General features: G+C 67.5%; 17 protein-coding genes. 10 read left to right on the forward strand and 7 right to left on the reverse strand.

What is annotated here, in order from left to right; all coding sequences use genetic code 11:
• Positions 1 to 110: 110 nt before the first annotated feature.
• Positions 111 to 3,152 carry a hybrid sensor histidine kinase/response regulator gene (locus tag ACZ5YA_RS04710; protein ID WP_464092105.1) on the reverse strand — a complete coding sequence of 1,014 codons (3,042 nt, stop codon included), beginning with the start codon at positions 3,150 to 3,152 and terminating at the stop codon, positions 111 to 113.
• Between the two features lie 193 nt (positions 3,153 to 3,345).
• Here ACZ5YA_RS04710 and ACZ5YA_RS04715 point away from each other — a divergent pair, with 193 nt between their 5' ends.
• A complete protein-coding gene (locus ACZ5YA_RS04715) occupies positions 3,346 to 4,584 on the forward strand; it encodes an EAL domain-containing response regulator (RefSeq protein ID WP_464092106.1) in 1,239 nt (412 codons plus the stop codon).
• A 43-nt stretch (positions 4,585 to 4,627) separates the two neighbouring features.
• On the opposite strand, the gene ACZ5YA_RS04720 is transcribed toward ACZ5YA_RS04715, so the two are convergent.
• Both ACZ5YA_RS04720 and ACZ5YA_RS04725 read right to left on the reverse strand, forming a co-directional pair.
• On the reverse strand, positions 4,628 to 6,100 hold the full coding sequence (locus ACZ5YA_RS04720) for a hypothetical protein (protein ID WP_118932008.1): 1,473 nt from the start codon (positions 6,098 to 6,100) through the stop codon (positions 4,628 to 4,630).
• A gap of 189 nt (positions 6,101 to 6,289) precedes the next feature.
• Entirely contained in the window at positions 6,290 to 7,216 is a 927-nt protein-coding gene (locus ACZ5YA_RS04725) for a LysR family transcriptional regulator (protein ID WP_464092107.1), read from the reverse strand.
• 162 nt (positions 7,217 to 7,378) lie between these two features.
• On the opposite strand from ACZ5YA_RS04725, the gene ACZ5YA_RS04730 reads away from it, so the two are divergent.
• The 6 genes from ACZ5YA_RS04730 to ACZ5YA_RS04755 all read left to right on the forward strand — a co-directional run bounded on the left by ACZ5YA_RS04730 (position 7,379) and on the right by ACZ5YA_RS04755 (position 13,171).
• On the forward strand, positions 7,379 to 7,909 hold the full coding sequence (locus ACZ5YA_RS04730) for a cupin domain-containing protein (protein WP_464092108.1): 531 nt from the start codon (positions 7,379 to 7,381) through the stop codon (positions 7,907 to 7,909).
• A gap of 72 nt (positions 7,910 to 7,981) precedes the next feature.
• Positions 7,982 to 9,010 carry a tripartite tricarboxylate transporter substrate binding protein gene (locus ACZ5YA_RS04735; RefSeq protein WP_464092109.1) on the forward strand — a complete coding sequence of 343 codons (1,029 nt, stop codon included), beginning with the start codon at positions 7,982 to 7,984 and terminating at the stop codon, positions 9,008 to 9,010.
• Between the two features lie 47 nt (positions 9,011 to 9,057).
• Positions 9,058 to 9,972 carry a dioxygenase family protein gene (locus ACZ5YA_RS04740; RefSeq protein ID WP_464092110.1) on the forward strand — a complete coding sequence of 305 codons (915 nt, stop codon included), beginning with the start codon at positions 9,058 to 9,060 and terminating at the stop codon, positions 9,970 to 9,972.
• 90 nt (positions 9,973 to 10,062) lie between these two features.
• The gene (locus ACZ5YA_RS04745; RefSeq protein ID WP_464092111.1) at positions 10,063 to 11,052 is read left to right on the forward strand and encodes a quinone oxidoreductase family protein; all 990 of its coding nucleotides are present in this window, start codon (positions 10,063 to 10,065) and stop codon (positions 11,050 to 11,052) included.
• Between the two features lie 89 nt (positions 11,053 to 11,141).
• Positions 11,142 to 12,128 carry a Bug family tripartite tricarboxylate transporter substrate binding protein gene (locus tag ACZ5YA_RS04750; protein ID WP_464092112.1) on the forward strand — a complete coding sequence of 329 codons (987 nt, stop codon included), beginning with the start codon at positions 11,142 to 11,144 and terminating at the stop codon, positions 12,126 to 12,128.
• Positions 12,129 to 12,148: 20 nt separating this feature from the next.
• Positions 12,149 to 13,171: a porin gene (locus ACZ5YA_RS04755; RefSeq protein WP_464092113.1), complete on the forward strand. Its 1,023-nt coding sequence runs from the start codon at positions 12,149 to 12,151 to the stop codon at positions 13,169 to 13,171.
• A gap of 44 nt (positions 13,172 to 13,215) precedes the next feature.
• Here the strand turns inward: ACZ5YA_RS04755 and ACZ5YA_RS04760 are convergent, their stop codons facing one another.
• From ACZ5YA_RS04760 to ACZ5YA_RS04770, 3 genes are all read right to left on the reverse strand, one after another.
• Complete coding sequence (locus ACZ5YA_RS04760) at positions 13,216 to 14,904, reverse strand: amidohydrolase (RefSeq protein ID WP_464092114.1); 1,689 nt, start codon at positions 14,902 to 14,904, stop codon at positions 13,216 to 13,218.
• Positions 14,905 to 14,930: 26 nt separating this feature from the next.
• Positions 14,931 to 16,322 carry an alginate export family protein gene (locus ACZ5YA_RS04765; protein ID WP_464092115.1) on the reverse strand — a complete coding sequence of 464 codons (1,392 nt, stop codon included), beginning with the start codon at positions 16,320 to 16,322 and terminating at the stop codon, positions 14,931 to 14,933.
• Between the two features lie 135 nt (positions 16,323 to 16,457).
• Positions 16,458 to 17,363, reverse strand: a complete 906-nt coding sequence (locus ACZ5YA_RS04770) for a LysR family transcriptional regulator (protein WP_118932011.1) — start codon at positions 17,361 to 17,363, stop codon at positions 16,458 to 16,460.
• Between the two features lie 143 nt (positions 17,364 to 17,506).
• On the opposite strand from ACZ5YA_RS04770, the gene ACZ5YA_RS04775 reads away from it, so the two are divergent.
• Positions 17,507 to 18,184, forward strand: coding sequence for a hydrolase (locus tag ACZ5YA_RS04775; protein ID WP_054454449.1), 678 nt, complete (start codon positions 17,507 to 17,509; stop codon positions 18,182 to 18,184).
• A gap of 45 nt (positions 18,185 to 18,229) precedes the next feature.
• Here ACZ5YA_RS04775 and ACZ5YA_RS04780 read toward each other — a convergent pair whose 3' ends face one another.
• Complete coding sequence (locus ACZ5YA_RS04780; protein ID WP_059379806.1) at positions 18,230 to 19,132, reverse strand: LysR family transcriptional regulator; 903 nt, start codon at positions 19,130 to 19,132, stop codon at positions 18,230 to 18,232.
• 161 nt (positions 19,133 to 19,293) lie between these two features.
• On the opposite strand from ACZ5YA_RS04780, the gene ACZ5YA_RS04785 reads away from it, so the two are divergent.
• Both ACZ5YA_RS04785 and ACZ5YA_RS04790 read left to right on the forward strand, forming a co-directional pair.
• Positions 19,294 to 20,238, forward strand: a complete 945-nt coding sequence (locus ACZ5YA_RS04785; RefSeq protein WP_464092116.1) for an alpha/beta hydrolase — start codon at positions 19,294 to 19,296, stop codon at positions 20,236 to 20,238.
• Between the two features lie 22 nt (positions 20,239 to 20,260).
• The gene (locus ACZ5YA_RS04790) at positions 20,261 to 21,589 is read left to right on the forward strand and encodes an MFS transporter (protein ID WP_419343829.1); all 1,329 of its coding nucleotides are present in this window, start codon (positions 20,261 to 20,263) and stop codon (positions 21,587 to 21,589) included.
• Positions 21,590 to 21,596 lie beyond the last annotated feature (7 nt).

The following is a 21,596-nucleotide window of genomic DNA, read 5'->3' on the forward strand; positions in this document are numbered from 1 at the left end:
GGCGTGGCCGCCAGGCGCGTCGAGGCGGCGCAGCACAGACTTTATGGGCGCGCGCGCTGGCGGATAAGCAGCCAGGTCCGATTGCGGGCCCGTTCGGGATAGGACTAAGCCTATTTTTCCGGGTCGCGGGGTTTGCGCCTTGTCAGCGCCGCCTCTGCCAGGGGTTCGAAGGCATCCAGGGCGTCGGCCAGGGCTCCGGTGCGCCGGCTGCGAGCCAGCTCTTCCATTTGCGCGCACAGGTCGGCGAGCGCCGTCTCGTGAATCATGGCGCAGGCTCCGCGCAAGGAGTGCAGATGCGCGCCCGCCTCGGTCTCCTGGGAATCATTGCCGGCGCGGATCGCGGCGAGTTCCTTGCGGATGGCCGCGAGCGATTGCCGCAATGACAGGACCAGAGCCTCATGCACGCGTGCGGGCAGCGGGCCTTGCGCGATTTCGTCCCGGGCGCGCGGGCCGGCGGCAGGCGCTGCGCCTGGACGCAGCAGGCGCCGGATCGCCGCGTCCAGCTTGCCCAGCAGCAGCGGCTTGACCAGCACCGCGTCAATGCCGGCATCGCGGCATTGCTGGTGTTCCTGCGCGCCGACGTGGGCGGTGTAGGCGATGATGGGCACCTGCGCGCCCTGCGCGCGCAGGCAGCGAGCCACGGCGTAGCCGTCCATGCCCGGCATGTTCACGTCCGTGATCACCAGGTCATAGGCTTGCTCCATGTAGCGTCCGAGGGCGGCGCTGCCGTCCGCGGCGAGGTCTGTCTGGTAGCCCAGCGTTTCGAGCTGCATCTTCATCAGTTCCCGATTGGCGGGATTGTCGTCCGTCACCAGGATGCGGGCGGTGATGGGCTGGTCCTGATGCCAGGCCGCGGCGTCATCGGCGGCAGGGGTTTCCTGGACTTCAGCGGGCGCGGCGCGCAGGGGCAGGGTCACGAGGAACGTGCTGCCTTGCTGTGGCGCGCTGGTGACGGCAATACCGCCGCGCATCAGCGCCGCCAACCGGCCGCACAGCGCCAGGCCTAGCCCGGTGCCGCCATAGCGCCGGGCGATGGAGGAATCCGCCTGGGTGAACGGCCGGAACAGCGTGGCCTGCTGCGCCGGCGTCATGCCGATGCCGGTGTCGCTGACGCCGATCACGATCGGCGTGTCGGGGGCGTTGTCATCCTGGCGGTAGACCTCAAGGAGCACATCGCCGCGGGAGGTGAATTTGATAGCATTGCCGACCAGGTTGAACATGATTTGGCGGATGCGCGTCGGGTCGCCCAGATAGCGCGGCGCCAGGCCGTCGTCGATGCTGCAGTCCAGCTCCAGCCCCTTGGCCTGCGCGGCCGGCGTGAAGACGGCGATGACCTGGCGGGCGACCTCGGCCAAGTCGAACGGAATGGACTCCACGCTCATCTGGCCGGACTCGACCTTGGAGAAATCCAGGATGTCGTTGATGATGTCCAGCAAGGTCGCCGAGGACGAGGTGACGGCGTGCAGGCGCTCGCTCTGCGGCGCCGAGAGGCCGGAGCGCTCCAGCAGTTCGAGATTGCCCAGGATGGCGTTTAGCGGCGTGCGGATCTCATGGATCATGGTGGCCAGGAAGGCGGACTTTGCCTGGTTCGCCGTGTCTGCCGCGACGCGGGCCTCTTCCAGTTTTTGCTCGAGCTGCTTGCGGGCGGTGATGTCGGTGAAGTTGCAGAGCAATACCTCCACCCCCTGATATTTGGTGCGCACCGCGCTTACCAGCAGATCGCTGCGGCTGCCGTCGGCGCGCGGGTAGGCGAGTTCCAGGCCGGCATGCCAGCCGGCCGCTTCCGAAGCGTCGTGATACTGGGCGAGCAGGCGCGAATGCAGGGGCGGGCTGCCGGGCGCGCCGCTGGCGGCGTAGTCCTGCATGACCTCGTTCTGCAGTAGCACTTCGCCCGTGTTCAGCGACAGCAGGGCAAGCCCCGAGGGCGCGGTGGCGACCATGGTGCGGTTCAGGTTTTCGCTTTCGAAGATGCGTTGGGAGCGGGCATAGCCGGGCCTGAAGACCTTGCGGTCGAGCAACAGCAGCACGCCCCAGACGAACGCCACCATCAGCAGCGTCGCGACCGCATAGCTCGCCAGCCGCGGCCACAGGTCGGCAACGATGGTGCGCCAGGAAAAAGCATAGGTCAGGCGCCACCCAGATTCCAATACCCGGTCGCTCAGGATGAACAGACCGTCGCGGTAGCTCAGCTCCGAGGGCTTGAACGGCGTCTGCAGCGACGCGCGCACGACTCTGCCGGCGAACGCGGCGTCCTGCTCGCCCTGCTGGTCGACCAGGAGCTGGCGGCCGTCCTGGTCGACCAGCAGGCTGGCTTCCTCGTAGCGCGTTGTCGCCAGGTAGGCGCTGAGCGTATCGGCAGGGTAGATCGCGACGAAAATGGCGAATATCCGGCCCTCGCTGCTGGCTGCCTGGTACAGCCGCAGGGACAGCTTGCGCGTCAGCGGGTCGATGGCCGGCGGCAGCCAGCGAGGTCCGCCCGCCGCCATCAGGCGTTGCCGGACCTCGGGCGAGTCCAGGTCGCCCAGATCCGGGGCGATCGTCCGGATCAGTTCCGGGACGTCTTTCGCGCCCACCAGCGTGAGCGGGTCCACGGTCTCGGACATGGGACCCACGCCGAGGAAGCTGCGATCGGGGCTGTAGAAGAAGCCGCTGACCGAGAGCGCCTTGGCATAGGCCGCGGCCGAATAGCTGATCTCGTCGGTCAGGTGCAGGTAGGGCAGATAGGTAGCCGCGGGCCGGCCGGGTTCGATGTCGGCCAAGGCCACCACCGGCGGGAAGTTGGGATTGCGCTGGAACTCCATGCGTCCTTGCTGCCGCGCGAAGGCTTGCACCAGCTCGGGCGCGGCCTCCGACGCGCGCCCGGGCCAGGCGTATTCCTCGTGGGACAGACCGATGCGGAAGGCTCCCTCGCGCACGCCCAGCGCCGTCTGCAGCAGCGCCTTGCGCACCACAAAGCCAGCGTAGCGGTCCGCGACGTAATCCCTGGCCTGCGAGAACACCATGACGCCGGCGACGGCCAGCAGCACCAGGGTGGTCACGGCGCCGCCCACGTACAGCAGGGCGCGCTGGTAGCGGTTCAGGATGCTGATGGCGCTGCGTGATGGCCGGCCGGCGGTGTCGGACTCTCGGACGTCTTGGGGGTGCGCGGCCATGCTGGGTTCGGCTCCGCCGGGATGGGTGACGCCATGATAGAGCCAATCAGGCCAAAAACGGAAAATAGGACTCGGCTGATTTCCGTTCCCGGCCGCGGGTGGAACAATGAATTCGTCGGCAGTTCGCTGCCTGGCCTCCCGCCTGCAGGCGCCTTGCCGCAGCGTCATGGGCCCGCCGTTCATGAGGAACATCATGCTCAAATCCGCCCTGGTTGTCGATCAAGACGAACTCCAACGCTCCGCGCTGACGCGGATGCTGGGCAAGATCGGCGTGCCCGAGGTGGCGGTGGCGCACGACGGCGCGTCGGCCGTGGCGGCGATCCAGCAGCGGCAGTGGGATCTGGTCATCGTCGACCTCGACATGACGGACCGCACCGGGCTGCAGATGATCGACGCGCTGGCCGAGGCCGGCGGCTGCGGCGGCATCGCGATCGCCAGCAGCCATCCGTCCCGGATCCTGCAGGCCGCGGCGGCCTACGCCAGGAATCGCGGCCTGCCCATCATTGCCGCGTTGGGCAAGCCGCTGGAAGCGGCCTGCCTGATTGCAATGATCGAATCCCTGGCCCGGACGGCGCTGGCCGATGGCGCGGCGACGCTGCGCGCCGCGGCGCAGAGCAGCAGCGTGGCGCTGGCCGGCCTGGACGCCGAACGCCTGCGCCGCGCCCTGGCGCAGCGCGAGATCACCGCATACTTCCAGCCGCAGCATTGCGTCTCGACGGGCGAGCTGCGCGGCGCCGAAATGCTGGCCCGCTGGGTCGCCGACGACGGCACGATGATTCCTCCGGCCGCGTTCCTGCCGGCTTTCGAGTCAGCCGGCTTGCTCGGATCGCTGACCGACCACATGCTGGCGCGCGCCTTCGAGGCGCTGCGCGAACTCGGCAACCGGCCCGATTGCGTCATCAGCATCAACGTGCCGGCGACCGTTGCAAGTTCCATCTGCTGGGCGCAGGACGTGGCCGACCGCGCCGAGTTCGCCGGCGTGGATCCGAGCCGCATCGTCATCGAGATCACCGAGGACGGAGGCGCCCGTTCCAATGGGGCGTTGGCTGGGGCCGTCACGCAACTGCGCCTGCGCGGCTTCAGTTGCGCGATCGATGACTTCGGCACCGGCGATTCCTCGCTCGACCGGCTGCTGTGCGCGCCTTTCGACGAACTGAAGATAGATCGCGACCTGATCTCCCGTGCGGGCCGCCATCGGCACGCCCAGGACGTCCTGGCCTGCACCGTGGAGATGGCGCGGTCGCTGGACATGACGGTGGTGGCCGAAGGCATCGAAACCCAGGAGGAATACGACATGGTGTGCGCATTGGGGGCGCAGGTCACGCAAGGGTATTTCCATGGCAGGCCGATGCCGCTGGGCGCATTCAGCCAGTACGCGCTCAGCCAGGGCGTGATCGGACATGGAATCCTGCGGATGTACGCACGCGCCTGAAGCCGGCGCGCACCGCACATCGCGGGCGAGTTGCGGATCGCCATCAGGCTCCGGTCAGCACCACCAGTACCGCCAGGCACAGCAGCAGTCCGAACGCCGCCAGCGCATAGGGCAACAGCTGCACATACACGCCGCGCTCTTCGCCGCGCCCATGCGCCAGGCCGGCCGCGATCGACATCCGCACGGGTGAAAAAATTCCCATCGACGTGCCCGACACATGCAGCAGCGCTGCCGCGGCCGGCACGCTCAGGCCCGCATTCAAGGCCAGCGACAGCTGCGCGGGCATGAACAGGCTGTTGGGCGCATTGCCGCTGTTGGCCAGGATGCCGAACACGCCGGCCAGCAGCGGCGTGATCAATAGGGTCCAGTCCTGCAGGCCGGCGAACAGGCCGTCGGCATACGCTTGCGAGATGCCGGCGCCGGCCAGAACTTCGGCCATCATGGCGAACAGGAACACGGAGTAAACCGCGTGCCGTCCCGTGGTCCAGGCCGCGCGCGCCTGTGCCGCGAGCAGGCCGCGCTGGCGGCAGAAGGCGGCCATGAGCACGGCGCCCGCGATCAGCCAGCTGCCGGCATGCAGCAGCGGCATCCAACCGGGCAGGTCCGGGAATGGCTTGAACGCAGCCAGTCCGGCCAGGCCGCCGTTCAGTCCTGGCAGCAAGCGCGTGGCCACCAGCCACGCAATCATCAGGATATAGGGCAGCGCCTTGCGCGCCGCCGCCATCATCCGGGGCCGGTCCGGCCGGCGGTCCAGCAGGAAGCGCAGCACGATGAGCGGGCCGTAGGCCGACAGCAGCGCGGTTTCCGGTCCCAGCAGCGCCGTCGCGGCGCTCAGGGCGCCCAGGCTCGCGATCATCCAGACGGCTTCGCGCACATGCTCCGCGGGTTCGGCCCGCAAGCCCGCGCGCCTGGCGGTGCGCCAATACAGCAGCATCCACAATACCGTCAGCAAGGCGACCGGCACCATGCCGTACAGCGCCAGCTGCGACGCCGGGACGCGCGCGTAGGCCGAAGCCAGCAGCGTGCCGCTGCCCATGGCGCCCCAGGGGATCAGGGTCTGGCTCAGCAGCGCGAACACCATGGTTTCGCGTGGCTTCAAATCCAAAGGCCGGATCAGCAGCACCGTACCCAGCATGCCCACGCCGAAGCCGGTGGCCGATTCGGCGAAAGGGCCGACCAGGAAACAGGCAAAGAACAGCAGCCGGCGGCGCGCCAGGGGATGGGCCAATGCGGCCTTGGCGCCGTCCGCCGCCGCGTGCGGCGCGCGTCCTTGCGCCGCCATGTTCCAGAATAGCAGCCCGCCCAGAATGTACGGCGTGATGATCCAGCCTATCCAGAGGCCGCGTTCCAGCGCCAGCCCGAGCTGCCCGGCGCCGAAGGATGCTGGCGCCGCATACAGGGCGATGGGCACGGCAGCCAGCAGGCCCAGCACGGCGGCGGCGGTGGTGGTCAGGCGTCCGCTGGCGATGGCGCCGATGACGGCCAGGGCGGGTAACGACCACAGTAGGTACATCATGGATTGAGCGTCGGCATGGCGGGGTCCGGGACTGGCATGGCGCGTAGCAGTGTATGCCGAGAGGCCGGCGGCGGCAGGTCATGCCTGCCCGATCGCAGGGTCTTTTGGAAGTGGCGGCGACCGTACGCTGCGTCCTGCGTCTGGAACGCAGGACGATGACAAAATGGCCGAAACCTGCCGGGGGCAGGTTCAGAAGTCCAGCGTGGCGTGGGGCCAGCGCTGCTTCGCCACCAGTTCGCGCGCCACCTGGCGCAGGATATCCACGACCGCCTTGGTGGCGCGCGAAGCCGGCCTGTCGGACGGATGGGCCAGCATGCGGCGCAGGCTGAGGCCGTCGATGGGCTGCGCGGACAGGCGGCCTTCCTCGATGTCTTCCAGCACGGTTGCGGCGAAGTGCACGGTCACGCCCACCTTTTCCTTGATGAGACGTTTGGCGACTTCCATGGTTTCGACTTCCACCACCGGATTCAAGTGCACACCCGCGTGCGCGGCTTGGGCCTCCAGTTCCAGTCTTACGCCGGATTTGGCCAGGCCGGTCATCACCAGGGGCAGCTCGGCCAGGTCCCGCACCCCGATCCTGGCGGGTCGGGCCTTGCGATGCGCAGGTGGGCCGATGAGGCACATGCCTTCGGTCAGGAAGGGGTAGGTGAGCAGGTTGGCGACGGGAACGGGGCCGTTCAGCACGGCCAGGTCCACCTGCCCCTTGAGCAGCATCTCGTGCAGGGTGGGGGAGAACGCTTGAACGAAGCGCAGCCGTACGTCAGGGAGCTGTTCTTGCACGGCGCGGGTCAGGGGCACCGCCAGCGTCATGGCCAGGCCCGGCGAGATGCCGATGACGACCGGGCCGGTGGGATGGCGTTGCAGGGCCGACATGTCCTGCTTGAGCTGTTCGGCATAGCGCAGCAGGAAGGAGGCGCGCTCCAGCAGGAAGGCGGCTTCCTCGGTAGGCGAAGCGCCGCGCGAATGGCGCACGAAAAGCTGGACGCCGAGTTCTTCTTCCAGCAGCTGTATCTGGCGCGTCAGCGCGGGCTGGGCCACGTGCAGGACGCTTGCGGCGCGGCCGAAGTGCCCCTGGTTGGCCAGAACGACAAAGTAGCGAAGTTGCCGCAGATCCATTTCCCTGGCTGCCCTATGTGGCGGATTGAGTCATAACAAAATTATATGAGAGCGGTAAGAAAATGGTAGTGGACGCTGTAAAGGGGAGAGTTTTAACTTGCATCAGCCGCGAGAAAAGCCGCAGCAAATCTCTGTTTAAAGCTCATCAAAAAAAGGAATGACATGGATATCAATGTTCAGGAAATGGAAGCCACCCGCATCGCGCGCTGGGGCAAGGTCGAGCCTTACCGCGAGACCTTCATCGAAAGCCGCCTGCCCGGCATGAAGAAGAACATCTACAAGATCATGAACCGCGGCGTGCTGGAGAACAAAGGCGTGGAGCCCGCCATCCCCGGCAACCATCGCTTTGGCGTGACCTTCATCGAAATCCCCGTGGGCCAGGGCGCCAGCCTGCACGCGCACAAGACCGAGGAGGTCTTCTGCCCGCTGAACGGCCAGATGGAAGTGATCTGGGGCGAGAAGGGCGAGCATTCGGTGATGCTGAACCAGTGGGACGTGATTTCCTGCCCCATCGGCGTGATGCGCGGATTCCGCAATCCCAACCCGCATGCCCTGGTCGTCTATTCCGTGGTCGGGGGCACCGACGAGGAATGCGGCCGCATTGCCTGGCATCCCGACGTGGTGCGCGCCGCCGAGAGCACCGGCCTGGTCTACGGCACGGACGGCTTCCTGAAAGAGAAAGCGGAAAGCTGATGCCGGACGATGGCCTGCGCTGGCCTGGTGCGGCGCCATCGATAACAAAGAGAACGATAGAGGAGACATGGAATGAGCGATGACTATGGCGTATCCCGGTTGATTGCAAGAAGACGCGTGCTGCGGGCCGCCGCCTGTACGGGCGCGCTTTGCGCGGTCCCCGCGATGGGCCAGGCCAAGCAGCTCGTTCCGTTCTTCGGCAGGAGCTCGCGCACGCCGGTGCGCCTGGTGGTGCCGTTTGCCGCCGGAGGCACCACGGACATCATCGCTCGCTTGCTGGCCGCGCAGCTGCCTGCATATCTGGGTCAGAGCGTGATCGTGGAGAACCGTCCGGGCGCAGGCGGCAACATCGGCGTGGTCTCGGTTGCGAAGGCCGACGCCGACGGCGGCACGCTGCTACTGGTGTCGTCCTCGTTCGTCACGAATCCCGCCATCGCCGGGGCACGGCCCCCCTATGACCCGGTGCGCGACTTCGCGCCGGTGAGCCTGGCGGTCAGTTCTCCGGACGTCATCGTGGTTCGCGCGAAAAGCCGCCTGGCCACGCTCAAGGATCTGCTGGACGCCGCCGCCCGCGATCCCGGCGCGCTCACGTACGCCACTCCGGGCAATGGCAACAGCGTGCATCTGGCGGCCGAACTGCTATGGCGGCGGGCGGGCGTCCAGGCATTGCACGTGCCGTACTCCGGCGCCGCGCCCGCGGTGCTGGCCGCATTGGGCGGCCAGGTCGACTGCTCCTACGCCGCGCTGCCGGCGGCCCAGTCCTTTCTGGCCGAGGGCAGGCTCAGGGCCTTGGTCGTGGGCGGGGAAGAGCGCTGGCCGGCGCTTTCCGGCGTGCCCACCATCGCGCAAGCCGGTTTCGCGGATTTCCGCTCCGAAACCATCCAGGCGCTCTTCGCGCCGGCGGGCACGCCGGCCGCCACGATTGAACGCGTCAACAAGGCGGTGGCCGAAGTGCTGGACAAGGCGCCGATGCGCAAGCAGCTGGACGGGCTTGGATTCCGCGTGGTTGCCAGCTCCTCCGAGGAACTGAAAACCCGGGTGGCGCAGGAAGTCCCCAAGTGGGCGGCCGTCGCGTCCCAGGCGGGAATAAGGGCCGACTGAAACGCGGCACGCAAATTTCATTAGTCAGACTACAGGGTTGAATGTTTATGAGTCATGCCAATTCCTGCGCGGACACGCGCGCAGCCGGCGAACAGCGCGCCATACCCGCCACGCCGCAAGCGCTGCTGGAAGCTGTTCTTGCGGCCAACCAGGCTACGGATCCGCGTACCCGCGAGGTTCTTGATTCCCTGATCCGCCACCTGCACGCGTTCGCGGCCGACGTGAAACTGAGCTACGAGGAACTGCACCAGGGCCTGGACTTCATGGTGCGGGTGGGCCAGGCAACCAATCCGTTGCGCCACGAAGGCATCCTGCTGGCCGACATCCTGGGCGTGGCCACGTTGGTCCTGCTGATGGACGCCAAGGGCGTGCTGGAGGCGGGCGGTACGGAGCCCGCGCTGATCGGGCCGTTCTGGCGCGCCAACCAGCCCGTACTCGAAAACGGTTCGAAGATCGCTTCCGAGGATACGACCGGCGATCGGCTGCTGGTGACGGGCCGCATCTGCACGCTGGACGGCCAGCCGCTGGCGGGCGCGCGCCTGGAAACCTGGCAGGCCGCGCCCAGCGGCCTGTACGAGAACCAGGACCCCGAGCAGGAAGACATGAACCTGCGGGCCGTCTTCATGACCGACGCGGACGGCCGCTTCTGGTTCGACAGCGTCAAGCCCGCCGGCTACGGGGTACCCATCGACGGCCCCTGCGGCGATCTGCTGGCGCTGCAGCAGCGCAACCACATGCGGCCCGCACACTTGCACTTCATCGCTTCGGCGCCTGGACACAAGGTGCTGACCACCCAGATCTTCGACGCCAACGACGCCTACGCGTACAGCGACGCGGCATTCGGCGCGGTGGGGTCGTTGCTGCGGAAGTTCGAGCCGGCGGGCGACGGCACCTACCGCCTGGACGTGGAGCTCAAGCTCGAGCCGGGTGAAACCCGCATGCCCAAGCCGCCGCTTTCCTGATCAAGCTTTTCCTACTTTCACCCCAATCCCGGCGCGGCCTGCCGCGCTTCGGGCAGCCTTTGCCCGCAATAACCAGAACCAGAGACAGAAATGAGCAAGAAAACCCAAGCCCTGCGCGTGATCGAGCGCGTTTCCACCGTTGCCGACCTGCGGCCGACCCTGGTCGACATCGCTGTGCCGCAGGCGCCCGAAGGCCATGCCGTGGTCGAGGTCAGCGCGGCCGGGATCAATCCCAGCGACGTCAAGGCGGCGATGGGCATGATGCCGTACGCGATCTGGCCGCGCACCCCCGGACGCGACTACGCGGGCAAGGTCATCGCCGGCCCCGTGGAATGGATCGGGCAGGAAGTGTGGGGAACGGGCGGCGACCTCGGCATCACGCGCGACGGGACCCACACGCGCTACCTGGTGCTGCCCGTCGCCGCGCTGGTGCGCAGGCCTGCCCACATCGCCGCGGCCAGCGCCGCCATGGCGGGCGTGCCGTTTGTCACCGCCTATGAAGGGCTGCGGCGCGCCGGCCTGCATGGGCCGGGCCAGACGGTGGTGGTGTTCGGCTCGAACGGCAAGGTCGGCCAGGCCGCCATCCAGCTGGCCAGCCGCGCCGGCGCCCGGGTGATCGGGGTGGAGCGTGGCGGCGAGGGCTACGTCGGCCATGCGGTTTCGGGCGTGTCCGTCATCGATGGCAGCCGCGACGGGATCGCCCAACGTGTCATGGAGCTGACCAGCCAGACGGGGGCCGACATTGCCTACAACACGGTGGGCTCGCCGTACTTCGCCGCAGGGCTGGAATCGCTCAGGGTGGGCGGGCGGCAGATCGTCATTTCCACGCCCGACCGCAACGTACCCTTCGACATCCAGGCCTTCTACCGCCGCGACCTTCAACTGATCGGCGTGGACAGCCTGAAGCTGGACTCGGCCCGCTGCGCCGCGGTGTTCCGCGAGCTGCTGCCCGGCTTCGAGGACGGCAGCCTGCAGTCCTTTCCGGTCAGTCCGGCCGCCGTGGTGCCGTTGACGCAAGCACGCGAGGCCTACATCAAGGTGCTGGAAGGTGCGCAGGACCGGCCCGTCCTCGCGCCCTGATCCGCGACCCGCTTTATCCGGCCGATCGCCTGTCCGTCATGGGCGATCGGCTTTTTTTCGCGCAGCAGAAGCATAAAAGGAGACAAACCATGACACTGCACCGCAGACACTTTCTTCAATACGCGACAGCCCTTGCCGGCGTCGTGGGGCTGGCCTCCACGCTGCAGGCCCAGCCGGACTATCCGGCGCGCCCCATCAGGATGGTGGTGCCGTTCACGGCGGGGTCGACCACCGATGTCATCGGCAGGACGGTGGCCGAGCAGCTGGAAAAAAAGCTGGGCCAGCCGGTGGTGGTGGAGAACAGGCCAGGCGCAGGCGGCGTGCTGGGCGCCACCATGGTGGCGGGCGCCGCGGCCGATGGCTACACGGTGCTGGTGCACTCCGCGGCTCACGTGGCTAACCAGTCGCTCTACGCCAACCTCAAGTACGACACCCTCAAGGACTTCACGCCCGTGACCATGCTGGCCTCGATGCCGAACGTGATCGTGGCGTCGAACGCGCGCAACTTCAAGTCGCTGAAGGATCTGGTGGAGCGCGCCCGCGCCGAACCCGACCAATACACCTACGGCTCGTCCGGCAGCGGCAGCGGCGCGCACATTGCGGGCGAAAAGTTCAGGGCCGTGACCGGCATCCAGGCGATCCACGTGCCGTACCGCGGCACGCCGGAGGCGGTCAACGACGTGATCGCAGGCCGGGTCGACTGGTTCTTCCTGCCGCTGCCGCTGGCGCTGCCCATGGTCAAGGCCGGCAAGCTGACCGCGCTGGCGATCAGCGCCGACCACCGCTCGCCCGCGTTGCCGGACGTGCCCACGACAGCAGAGGCAGGCTACCGCGACGTGGATCAGCTGTTCTGGGTGGCCATGTTCGTGCCGGCCGCGACGCCGCCGGCAGTCCTGGCCAAGCTGCATGCCGGCGCCGAACAGGCGCTGCGCTCGGACGCGACGCGAGAACGCTTCGAAAACCTGGGGGCAGAACCCGCACCCATGCCGCAGCAGCAATTCGCCGAGCTGATCGGTCGGGAAATGGAAAGCACCGGCAGCCTGATCCGCGGCGCTGGCATACGTGTCGGCAATTGAGCCGGGGGCTTGGGGGGAATATGTCCATAATCAGAAGAATCGGGCTGTTGGGAGCCTGTGCGCTGGCGGGACCGGCGCTTGCGCAATCGTCGTCGCTGACCTTGTTCGGCCATATCGACTTGAACGTGACCAGCGCCACGGCGGGCAGCACATCCAAGATCGGCATGGACCAGGGCGGCTACATGCTGCCCAGCCGCATCGGCATGCGCGGCACCGAGAACCTGGGCAACGGCAATTCGGTGGGGTTCTGGCTGGAAGCGCCCATTCTGCCGAACAACGGCGGACCGCAGGGCCTGAACTGGACGCGGCGTTCGACCATCAGCCTCAGCAACGACCGCTATGGCGAACTGCGGCTGGGGCGGGACTACACCGCGGCGTTCTGGAACGTGTCCTCGTTTTCGCCCTTCGGCACCGTGGGCGTGGGCGGCAGCAGCAACATCATCAAGGGCTGGCCCTTGGGGATAGAGGGCGCCACCACGCTCTCGCGCGCCAGCAACATGGTGGCGTACTTCCTGCCGAAGAAGCTCGGCGGGATCTACGGGCAACTGAACTATGCGCGCGAAGAAGACCTGCGCGGCGCCGACTATGCCGGCGGGCGGCTGGGCTACCAGTCCGGTCCGCTCAACGTCGCCGCCGCATACGGCAGGACCTCGATGGGCGGCGGCGAGCACTATGAAACCGCGACCCTGGGCGCCAGCTATGACTTCCGCGTGGTGAAGCTGTTTGCCAACTACCTGCAACAGAAGATCGGAGCGGACAAGCAGCACGTGACCCTGGCGGGCGCGTCGGTGCCTGTAGGCGGCGGCCACGTGAAGCTGTCGTATTCCCGGTCCACCCAGACCGGGCAGTACGAAGGCGACGACGCCCAGCAGTTTGCGCTGGGTTACACCTACGCGCTCAGCAAGCGCACGGTGCTGTACACGGCCGCGTCGTTCATCAAGAACGAGGGCAACGCCGCCTTCGTGACCGGGGATGTCGCGCCGGAGGGCGTGCCGGGCGCGAATTCGAAGGGCTTCCAGGTCGGGATCAGCCATTCGTTCTGAGCGCGTTGCGGTGCGGCCCCGCGCTCAGGGCGGGGCCGTTTCCTTTATCGGACCGCCTTGGCCGGCGGCGCCGGCAACACCCCGGCGTCATGCACCGGCTTGCCGCCCAGCAGCGTGAGCACCGAATTGATGGCGTGGATCTGGTCCGCCGGCATCGTCAGGTAGGGCTGGTCCAGCACTGCCAGGTCGGCCAGCTTGCCAGCGTTCAGTTGACCGCGGTCGTCTTCGTCGAACGCCAGCCAGGCGGCCTGGCGGGTGTAGAGCGCCAGCGCTTCCTCCCGCGTGAGCAAGGCGCCGGGCTCGCGCAGCACCGTGGCGCCGATGGCGCGCCCCTGCACGTGGTACTCCACCGCCTGCCAGACCCCGGCCACGCCGATGCGGGTGGAATCGGTGCCGCCCGCGACCGGCAGGCCCAGGTCCAGCGCCGTGCGCACTGGCGGCGAATGCTGCTCCGTTCCCTTGGGATTGGCCGCGCGTATCGCCTCGCCCTCGAAGTACGGACCCATCTGCACCGTGTAGGCCAGCCCCAGGCGCGCCATGCGTTCCAGCGTGCGGCGCGAGCCGGTGTTCAGGTGCGCGATCGACCAGCGCAGCGGACGCAGGTCGTGGTCGCGGCCGACTTCCTCGAACACATCGAGAATCGCGCTGGCGGCATCGTCGGTGTAGGCGTGGATCTCCAGCGGGATGCGGCGTTCGGCCGCGTAGCGGGCGATGCGGGCGAGTTCCTGGCGCGCTTCGGCCGGCGGCTTGAATCCCGGTCCCATGCGCACGCCGTCGTTCATGGCGGACACCAGGTTTTCGCCCAATCCCAGGAACGCGAGCTTGCCGTCGTCATGGCGCGGCGGGCGGAAGGCCATGATGTCGCGGAACCATTGCGCCTCGCCGCCTGCGCGCAGGGCCGAGATCCGGTAGCCCGCACGCACGGTGAGTTCGCCGCGGTCGCGCAGCGCGTAGAGCGGCTCGTAGGCTTCAGCGGCGCCGGCCGACGGATCGATGAAGCCGGTCAACCCGCGCGCGTTCATGGCGCGCAGAAAGGCTTGCAGTCCGGCGGGACGGTCGGCGGTATGGCTGAGGCGGGCGAACAGCGCGTTGAACGGGCCGATGCCGCCCAGCAGCCTGCCGGTGGCGCGGCCTTGCGCGTCGCGCTCGACCGTGATGCCGTGCAGTTCCGGCGGCTGCGGGGCGTCCAGGCCCAGGGCTTCGATGCCGCGGCTGTTGAGCAGGGCGTAGTCGTACAGGTATTGGACATAGGCGGGATGCCCGGGAACCGCCTGGTCCAGGTCGGCGCGCGTGGGCGCGCGGCGCTCGAGGAATTGCCGTGGATGCCAGGATCCGACCACCGCGACCCAATGGTCGCGCGGGCGTTGTGCGGCGTCGCGCGCCAGCCGGCCCAGCGCGTCCGCCAGGCTGGGTGCGTCATACCAGTAGGTTTCGAACGCATAGGTCTGGCCGCCGCGGATGGCGTGGATATGGGTGTCGATGAGGCCGGGTATCACCGTGCGGCCTTGCAGATCCAATTGGCGCGTGGCCGGTCCGACGTGTTGCTCGACATCGCCGTCCCCGCCCACCGCGACGATGCGTTCGCCCTGGATCGCGAGTGCCGTGGCGCGCGGCGCGGCGGGGTCCATGGTGATGATCTGGCCGTTGCGCAGCACCAGGTCGGCGTCGCGGCTGTGGGCGCCGCAGGGCAGCGCGGCTGCCAACGCGAGGACGAGCGCCGTGGTTCTTTTCATGTGTAGTCTCCGGTCGTCAAGGATGTTCAGTAGCGCCATAGCGCTTCCAGGCCAAAAAAATGGACGGTTTCGGCGCGGCCGGTATCGCGGATGAAGCTTCCAGGCCGGAACACCGAGTAGGCCGCTTCGAAACTCAGGTGGCGCGACACTTCCCAGCCCAGCACCACGTCGGCCTGCGTGCCGATGTAGCGCGAGCGGCTGGCGCCGGCCGGGCGCAGCAGATTGCCGGACACGCCGTACACGCCGTCCTGCAGGCTCTGACGCCAATAGAAGACCGCCGCGGTGCCCAGCGTCCAGCCGGAGCCCAGGTCCAGCGTGAGCGAGGGATGCAGATTGATGAGGTTGGAAGGGCCGATCAGGCCCGCTTCGCCGAAGTACTTGCCCTTGGGGAAGAAGACGGCAAAGGTCTGGAGCTTGGGATCGTCGGGATTGCGGTCGCCGCTGATGATGTTGGCCTTCAGCCCCAGGCGCGGCTGCAGCGGCGCCCCGCGGAAGGTGTAGCTCACATCGCTGGCGAGCGACCAGGCCCGCGCCGGCGCGCCGGCGAAGCTGCCGTATTGGTAGACCGCTTCCAGGTCCCAGCGCCAGGAGGCGCGCTTGCCGAAGTAGCGTGCGCCCAGCGCATTGCGGGTTTCAGGACCGCTGCCCTGGTTGTAGCTGGCCGAGTCGCTGGACAAGGACAGCAGGTAGGCATCCAGGCCGGTGTCGGCCAGGCCGCCGAGCGCGGACCAGGTGCCGTAAAGACCGCCGAGCCTGCGCTGCGGGTCGGCGCGGTCGCTGAAATCGTCGGGATCGTTGCGCACCGGGCGCACCAGGAAGCCGTCCACGCGCAGCCCCTGGCCTGCCCAGCTGAGCGCGCCGCCGTCGAACGAGCGCAACACGTTGGGGCCGTAGCGCGCGGAGATCAGCCGTTCGCTGCCGTAGGCCATGACCTGGCGGCCCGCGCGCGCAGTCCAGGTTCCGGCATCGCCGGCAAGGGAGATGTCGACGAAAGCCTGCAGCACATCGCTGCCGGTGTCGTCGGGCGGCCCGATGGAGCCGGCGTCGCGCTCGGCATGGGTCAGGTTCAACTGGCCGAAGGCGCGCACCTGCCGGCCCAGCCGCAGGTCGGCATAGGGCAGGAAACGGTAGAGCTGGTAGCCCTCGTCGGGCACGGTCGCGTCGCCGAATTCGTTGTTGCGGTAGCGTTCATAGCGGGCGCGCAGCTCGGCGCCCAGGGTCAGCGCGGAGGAGTCGCCCAGCCGGATCCACTTGCCGGCTTCGCCCCAGGCGCCGGTGCGTTTGGCGGGGTCGTCCAGGTAGCTGTAGTCCTCGGTATAACGCCAGGGATCGATGGGCGGCAGCGCGGGTTCGGCGGCCTGCGCGGCGCCGAATGCCAGCGCGGCCAGCGGAAGGATTGCGAATCTGTGGAAGTTCAAGTTGCCTGGGCTGCAGCCGGCGCATGCGGGCGTCGACAGCGGTAAAAGAAACCAGGCGGCAAGATAAAGTAAGGACAATGGCGTCGGTAGTCGCCATTTTTCGTCCTGGCTGTCCTGAAAACGGAACGCTGGGGCTTAGTCCTCCTGCAACTTCCCGAAGCGCTCCGCCAGATAATCCACCAAGGCCCTGACCGACGACAGCAGGCCGCGCCGGGATGGGAACACCGCGTGTATCAGCTCGCGGCGCGGGGCCCAGTCCGGCAGCAGCCGGACCAGCTGTCCCGCCTGCAGCTGCTCCCGCACCATCATGGTGGGCAGCTGCACCACGCCCACGCCCGCCACCGCCGCGTTGCGCAGCGCGATCATGTCGGTGGTGATCATCCTGGGGGCCAGCGAAACCGTGGCTTGCTGCCCGTCCTGCTTGTATAGCTCCAGACGATAGGTCTGGTTGGGCGAGCCCAGCGCCAGGCTGGGCCATGCGCCCAAGTCGTCCGGGGTCGTGGGTTGGCCGCATTCGGCCGTCAGGGCCGGGCTGGCCACCAGGCTCTGGCCGCGATCCGACAGCACGCGCATGACCAGTTCGCTGTCCTCCAGCGGAGGCGGGCGCACGCGGATCGCCACATCCACGGCTTCACCCAGCACATCGACCCGGCGGTTGGTGGCTTCGAGCTGTATGACCACGCGCGGGTACTTGATCATGAAATCGGCAAGCATGCCGCCCACATGCGTATGCAGCAGGGCGATCGGGCAGGTCAGCTTGACCACGCCGCGCGGTTCGACCTGGGCCGCGTCTATCACTTCCTGCGCGGCTTCCGCTTCGGCCAGCATGGCCTTGCAGCGCTCGTAGTAGGTCTGGCCGATGTCCGTGACCATGAAGTGCCGGGTGGAGCGCTGGATCAGCCGCACGCCCAGGCGCTCTTCCAGCAGGGCCAGCCTGCGGCTGAGGCGGGACTTGGGCATGCCGAGCGCGCGTCCGGCGGGTGCAAAGCCCTGGTGCTCGACGGTCTGCACGAAATAGAAGAGGTCGTTGAGATCCTGCATGGCATCCCTTTTGGTTCAAAAAATAGAACGCTGAAAGCAAAAAATGGGTCTTCCGCTAATTTTGTTCCATTTTTAATATTTGTGCAGCCATAAGGCTTCTGATTCGGCCACAAGCCGTCGACCTTCCAAATTAGGAGTACACCATGTCCGCACCCGCCAACTTCAATGGCCAACGTCCTGTCATCGACGCCGACGACGCCGTCATGCTGCTGATCGACCACCAGAGCGGCCTGTTCCAGACCGTGGGCGACATGCCCATGCCGGAACTGCGCGCCCGCGCTGGCGCCTTGGCGTCGATGGCCACGCTGGCCAAGATGCCCGTCATCACCACGGCTTCCGTGCCGCAAGGCCCGAACGGTCCGCTGATTCCGGAGATCCACGCCAACGCCCCGCATGCGCAATACATTGCGCGCAAGGGCGAGATCAACGCCTGGGATAATCCCGAGTTCGTTGCCGCCGTGAAGGCCACCGGCCGCAAGACGCTCATCATTGCCGGCACCATCACCAGCGTGTGCATGGCGTTCCCCGCCATCAGCGCGGTCGCCGACGGCTACAAGGTGTTTGCGGTGATCGACGCCTCCGGCACGTACACCAAGATGGCCCAGGAAATCACGCTGGCGCGCGTGGTGCAGGCCGGCGTGGTGCCGATGGACACCGCGGCCGTGGCCTCGGAGCTGCAGAAGACCTGGAACCGCGAAGACGCCATGCAGTGGGCCGAGGTCTATACCAAGGTGTTCCCGGCCTACCAGCTGCTGATCGAAAGCTATTCCAAGGCGCAGGAAGTGGTGAAGAACAACGAAGTGCTGGATTCGCAGCGCTGATCCGTTTGCGCCTCGGCGGCCTGATCCGGCCGCAAGCCGCCCGGATCAGGCCGCCACGCCATGCCGCTCGGCGATGCGCAGCAGCAAGGCTTCCAGGTCCTGAAGGATGGGCCGGTGGTCGTCCACCCGCCTGACCAGGGCCGAGGGCATGGCGGGCAGGTCTATCTCCACGAAGGCGATCTCTGGCGTCGCGTAGTAACTGGCGGCGCGCTTGGTCAGCATCAGCAGGCCCACACGCGTGTTCACCGCCGCAATGCCTTCGCGGATCGTGCGCACCACCGGGCCGTCGCCGATGGGCTTGCCCTTGGGCGTATGGCGCGGAAAGTGATAGTCCTGCCATTCCTGGTTGACCGATCCCGGCACCATGCGCACCAGCCGTTCCTCGGCCAGCAGCTCGGGGTCCAGCAGGGTCGCCGCGGCAAACGGATGATCCAGCGGGACGCACAGCATGCGCTGGTCCCGCAGCACGATGGGCCCATGGCACAGGCCGTCCGCGCCCAGCGGCAAACGGCAGAACGCGATGTCGACCGAGCCGTCCGCGACCGCCGCGTAGTGGGTGACATAGGTCAGTTCCACGAACTCCAGTTCCACGTTGGGATGCGCCGCCTTGAACTCCGAGACCAGCGGACGGTATAGCTCGTAGAAGCCGCCGCCCAGGAAACCGATGCGCAGATGGCGCGGCTTGCCCGCAGCCTGGCGTTTGCAGTCGTCCAGCGCGGCTTTCAGCATGACCACGGCGGGTCCCGCGCCCAGTTGCAGGGTTACGCCCAGCGGCGTCAGCGCCACCCGGCGGCTGCTGCGCTCGAACAAGGGGGCGCCCAGCGTCTTTTCCAGCGCCTTGACCGCTTCCGATACGGAGGACTGGCTCATGTGCAGCGCTTCCGCCGCGCGGCCGAAATGCAGCTTGTCGGCGACGGCCAGAAAACAATCGAATTGGCGTAGATCCATGGCTTCGGGGCGCATTGCGCGCGCGTAGTGGTCATTCTTATATCAATCGGAATTAACGATTGATGGCGTGAATAATAGCGCTTGTTCGCTCCAGGCCCGATGGGCAGAATTCGACCTGTTCACACAAGCTTAGCCCATTGATGGGCGATAAGGAGACAGGCATGAGTTCATCTGTGCCAGAACGAACAGGTCTAAAAGGATCGGCAGAGCCGATTGAATTCCTGGTCGAAGGAGATCTGGTCCGCGGCACCTTCTACCGGCCCGAGCAGGCCAGCGGCCCGGTGGGCGCGGTTGCGCTCGCGCACGGCTGGTCCATGGTCGCGGGGGGCGACCTGGAAGAGTACGCGGCCGCGGTGGTGGCCCGCGGCCTGGCCGCGCTGACCTTCGACTTCCGCAATCTCGGCCGCAGCGAGGGCATGCCGCGCCAGGAGATCGATCCGCAGCGGCAGATCCAGGACTTCCGCTCGGCGATTTCCTATCTGCGCCGGCGTCCGGAAGTGGACCGCGAGCGTATCGGCATCTGGGGCAGCAGCTACAGCGGCGGCCATGCGCTGACGGTTGCCGCCATCGACCGGCGCGTCAAGTGCGTGGTCAGCCAGGTTCCCACCACCAGCGGGTTCTCGGCGGCGCAACGGCGCGTGCGCTACGACAAGGCGCAGGCGCTGCAGGCCGCGTTCGAAGCCGACCGCGAGGCCCGCGACGCGGGCCAGCCGCCGGCGACGCTGCGCATGGTCGATGCCGATCCCGACGCGCCGGTCGCGTATCCGGGCCCGGACTCCTACAACTACATGACGGGCGAAGCGCGCCGCTGCCCGGGCTGGGTCAATGAAGTCACGCTGCGGTCACTGGAACTGGCCCGCGCCTATGAGCCCGGCATGTATGTGCGGCGCATCGCGCCCACGCCGCTCCTGATGATCGTCGCCGCCGGCGACGGCCTGACGCCTGCCGATCTGCAGCAGGACGCTTTCAACGCGGCCCATCAGCCCAAGGAATTGCTGCTGCTGCCCGGCGGCCATTACTCGGTCTACACGGAACATTTCGAACGCACCAGCAGCGCCGCGGCCAACTGGTTCGCGCGGCACCTCGGCCAAGACCAGCACGGATAAGAACATGACGACGACAATAATGATGGAGACACAGGACCGCCAACGCCGCCAGGCTTCGCTGCGCGCGGCGGCGGTGGGCAATGCCCTGGAATGGTTCGACTGGACCCTGTACGGCACGTTCTCGGCCTATCTGGCCATGAACCTGTTCGACCCGTCCGACCGCGGCTCGGCGCTGCTGGCCACGCTGGCCGTGTTCGCGGGGGGATTCCTGGCGCGGCCGATCGGCGGCTGGCTGTTCGGCCGCATCGGCGACCGCTACGGCCGCAAGTTCACGCTGGTCCTGACCATGTGCCTGCTGGCCCTGACCAGCCTGGCGATCGCGCTGCTGCCCACCTATGAGCAGGCCGGGGTGCTGGCTTCGGTATTGCTCTTCATTTGCCGCCTGATGCAGGGATTGGCGCATGGCGGCGAGTCCGGCGTGGCCTATACCTACGTTGCCGAAATCGCGCCGCCGGCGCGGCGCGGGTTGTGGTCGAGTTCGGTGTTCGTCAGCGTGACCATCGGCGTCATGGCCGCGACCGCGCTGGCCGCCTTGCTGACGTCCTGGCTGGGCAAGCCCGCGATGGAAGCCTGGGGCTGGCGCGTGGGCTTTGGCGTGGGGGCGCTGTTGGGTGTCTACGCGCTGTTCCTGCGCCGCAGCGCGAGCGAAAGCGAGGTCTTCGAACACAGCGCGGCGCAGGGCGGCGCGCAGAAGGTGTCGGCGCGCCAGGCCTTGAAGATTGCGCGCAACATCGTGATGATCGCCGCGGCGTCCAACGCCACCTACTACACCTGGGTCACCTTCGCGCCGGCCACGGCCATTGCGACCAAGGGCATGGATCCGGCGGGCGCCTACACGGCCAGCCTGATCGCGCAGCTGGTGTGCCTGTTGTGGCTGCCCGTCTGCGGCTGGATGGCGGACCGCTACGGCCGCAAGCCCATCGTGATGGCCTTTGGCCTGGGCGTGGCGCTGGCGGTGTTCCCGGTGTCGCACATCGTGACCGACCAGCCCTGGACGCTGTTCGTGGGCCAACTGATAGGGCTGCTGGTCTGGGCGCTGCTGGCGGCGATCTTCCCGGCCGTGGTGGCCGAGCAGGTGCCTACTGGCGCGCGCGCCATGGGGGTGGGCTTCATCTCTTCGCTGTCGGTCGCGATCTTCGGCGGCACCGCGCCCTATATCAATGCCTGGCTGGGCGCCCAGGGGCTGGAATGGGTCTACACGGCCTATGTGGGGGCGTTGGGGCTGATGGCCTTTGCCGGCGCCTTCCTCATCAAGGAAACCGCGGGCATGGACCTCAACGACATCCGGTTGCCGGGCGATGAATCCGGCAATGCCGCCAACAAGGCCGCCAAGCGCGCGGCGTTCAACTGAACTTCAA

The organism is Achromobacter sp. JCM 18799 (assembly GCF_055395645.1).

Bases quoted from the DNA above. Each gene is read 5' to 3' on its own strand.
- ACZ5YA_RS04755 (WP_464092113.1), top strand. From the start codon at position 12,149: ATGTCCATAATCAGAAGAATCGGGCTGTTGGGAGCCTGTGCGCTGGCG.
- ACZ5YA_RS04745 (WP_464092111.1), top strand. From the start codon at position 10,063: ATGAGCAAGAAAACCCAAGCCCTGCGCGTGATCGAGCGCGTTTCCACC.
- ACZ5YA_RS04780 (WP_059379806.1), bottom strand. From the start codon at position 19,132: ATGGATCTACGCCAATTCGATTGTTTTCTGGCCGTCGCCGACAAGCTG.
- ACZ5YA_RS04785 (WP_464092116.1), top strand. From the start codon at position 19,294: ATGAGTTCATCTGTGCCAGAACGAACAGGTCTAAAAGGATCGGCAGAG.
- ACZ5YA_RS04710 (WP_464092105.1), bottom strand. From the start codon at position 3,152: ATGGCCGCGCACCCCCAAGACGTCCGAGAGTCCGACACCGCCGGCCGG.
- ACZ5YA_RS04775 (WP_054454449.1), top strand. From the start codon at position 17,507: ATGTCCGCACCCGCCAACTTCAATGGCCAACGTCCTGTCATCGACGCC.
- ACZ5YA_RS04730 (WP_464092108.1), top strand. From the start codon at position 7,379: ATGGATATCAATGTTCAGGAAATGGAAGCCACCCGCATCGCGCGCTGG.
- ACZ5YA_RS04715 (WP_464092106.1), top strand. From the start codon at position 3,346: ATGCTCAAATCCGCCCTGGTTGTCGATCAAGACGAACTCCAACGCTCC.
- ACZ5YA_RS04770 (WP_118932011.1), bottom strand. From the start codon at position 17,363: ATGCAGGATCTCAACGACCTCTTCTATTTCGTGCAGACCGTCGAGCAC.
- ACZ5YA_RS04720 (WP_118932008.1), bottom strand. From the start codon at position 6,100: ATGATGTACCTACTGTGGTCGTTACCCGCCCTGGCCGTCATCGGCGCC.
- ACZ5YA_RS04740 (WP_464092110.1), top strand. From the start codon at position 9,058: ATGAGTCATGCCAATTCCTGCGCGGACACGCGCGCAGCCGGCGAACAG.
- ACZ5YA_RS04750 (WP_464092112.1), top strand. From the start codon at position 11,142: ATGACACTGCACCGCAGACACTTTCTTCAATACGCGACAGCCCTTGCC.
- ACZ5YA_RS04735 (WP_464092109.1), top strand. From the start codon at position 7,982: ATGAGCGATGACTATGGCGTATCCCGGTTGATTGCAAGAAGACGCGTG.
- ACZ5YA_RS04760 (WP_464092114.1), bottom strand. From the start codon at position 14,904: ATGAAAAGAACCACGGCGCTCGTCCTCGCGTTGGCAGCCGCGCTGCCC.
- ACZ5YA_RS04790 (WP_419343829.1), top strand. From the start codon at position 20,261: ATGGAGACACAGGACCGCCAACGCCGCCAGGCTTCGCTGCGCGCGGCG.
- ACZ5YA_RS04725 (WP_464092107.1), bottom strand. From the start codon at position 7,216: ATGGATCTGCGGCAACTTCGCTACTTTGTCGTTCTGGCCAACCAGGGG.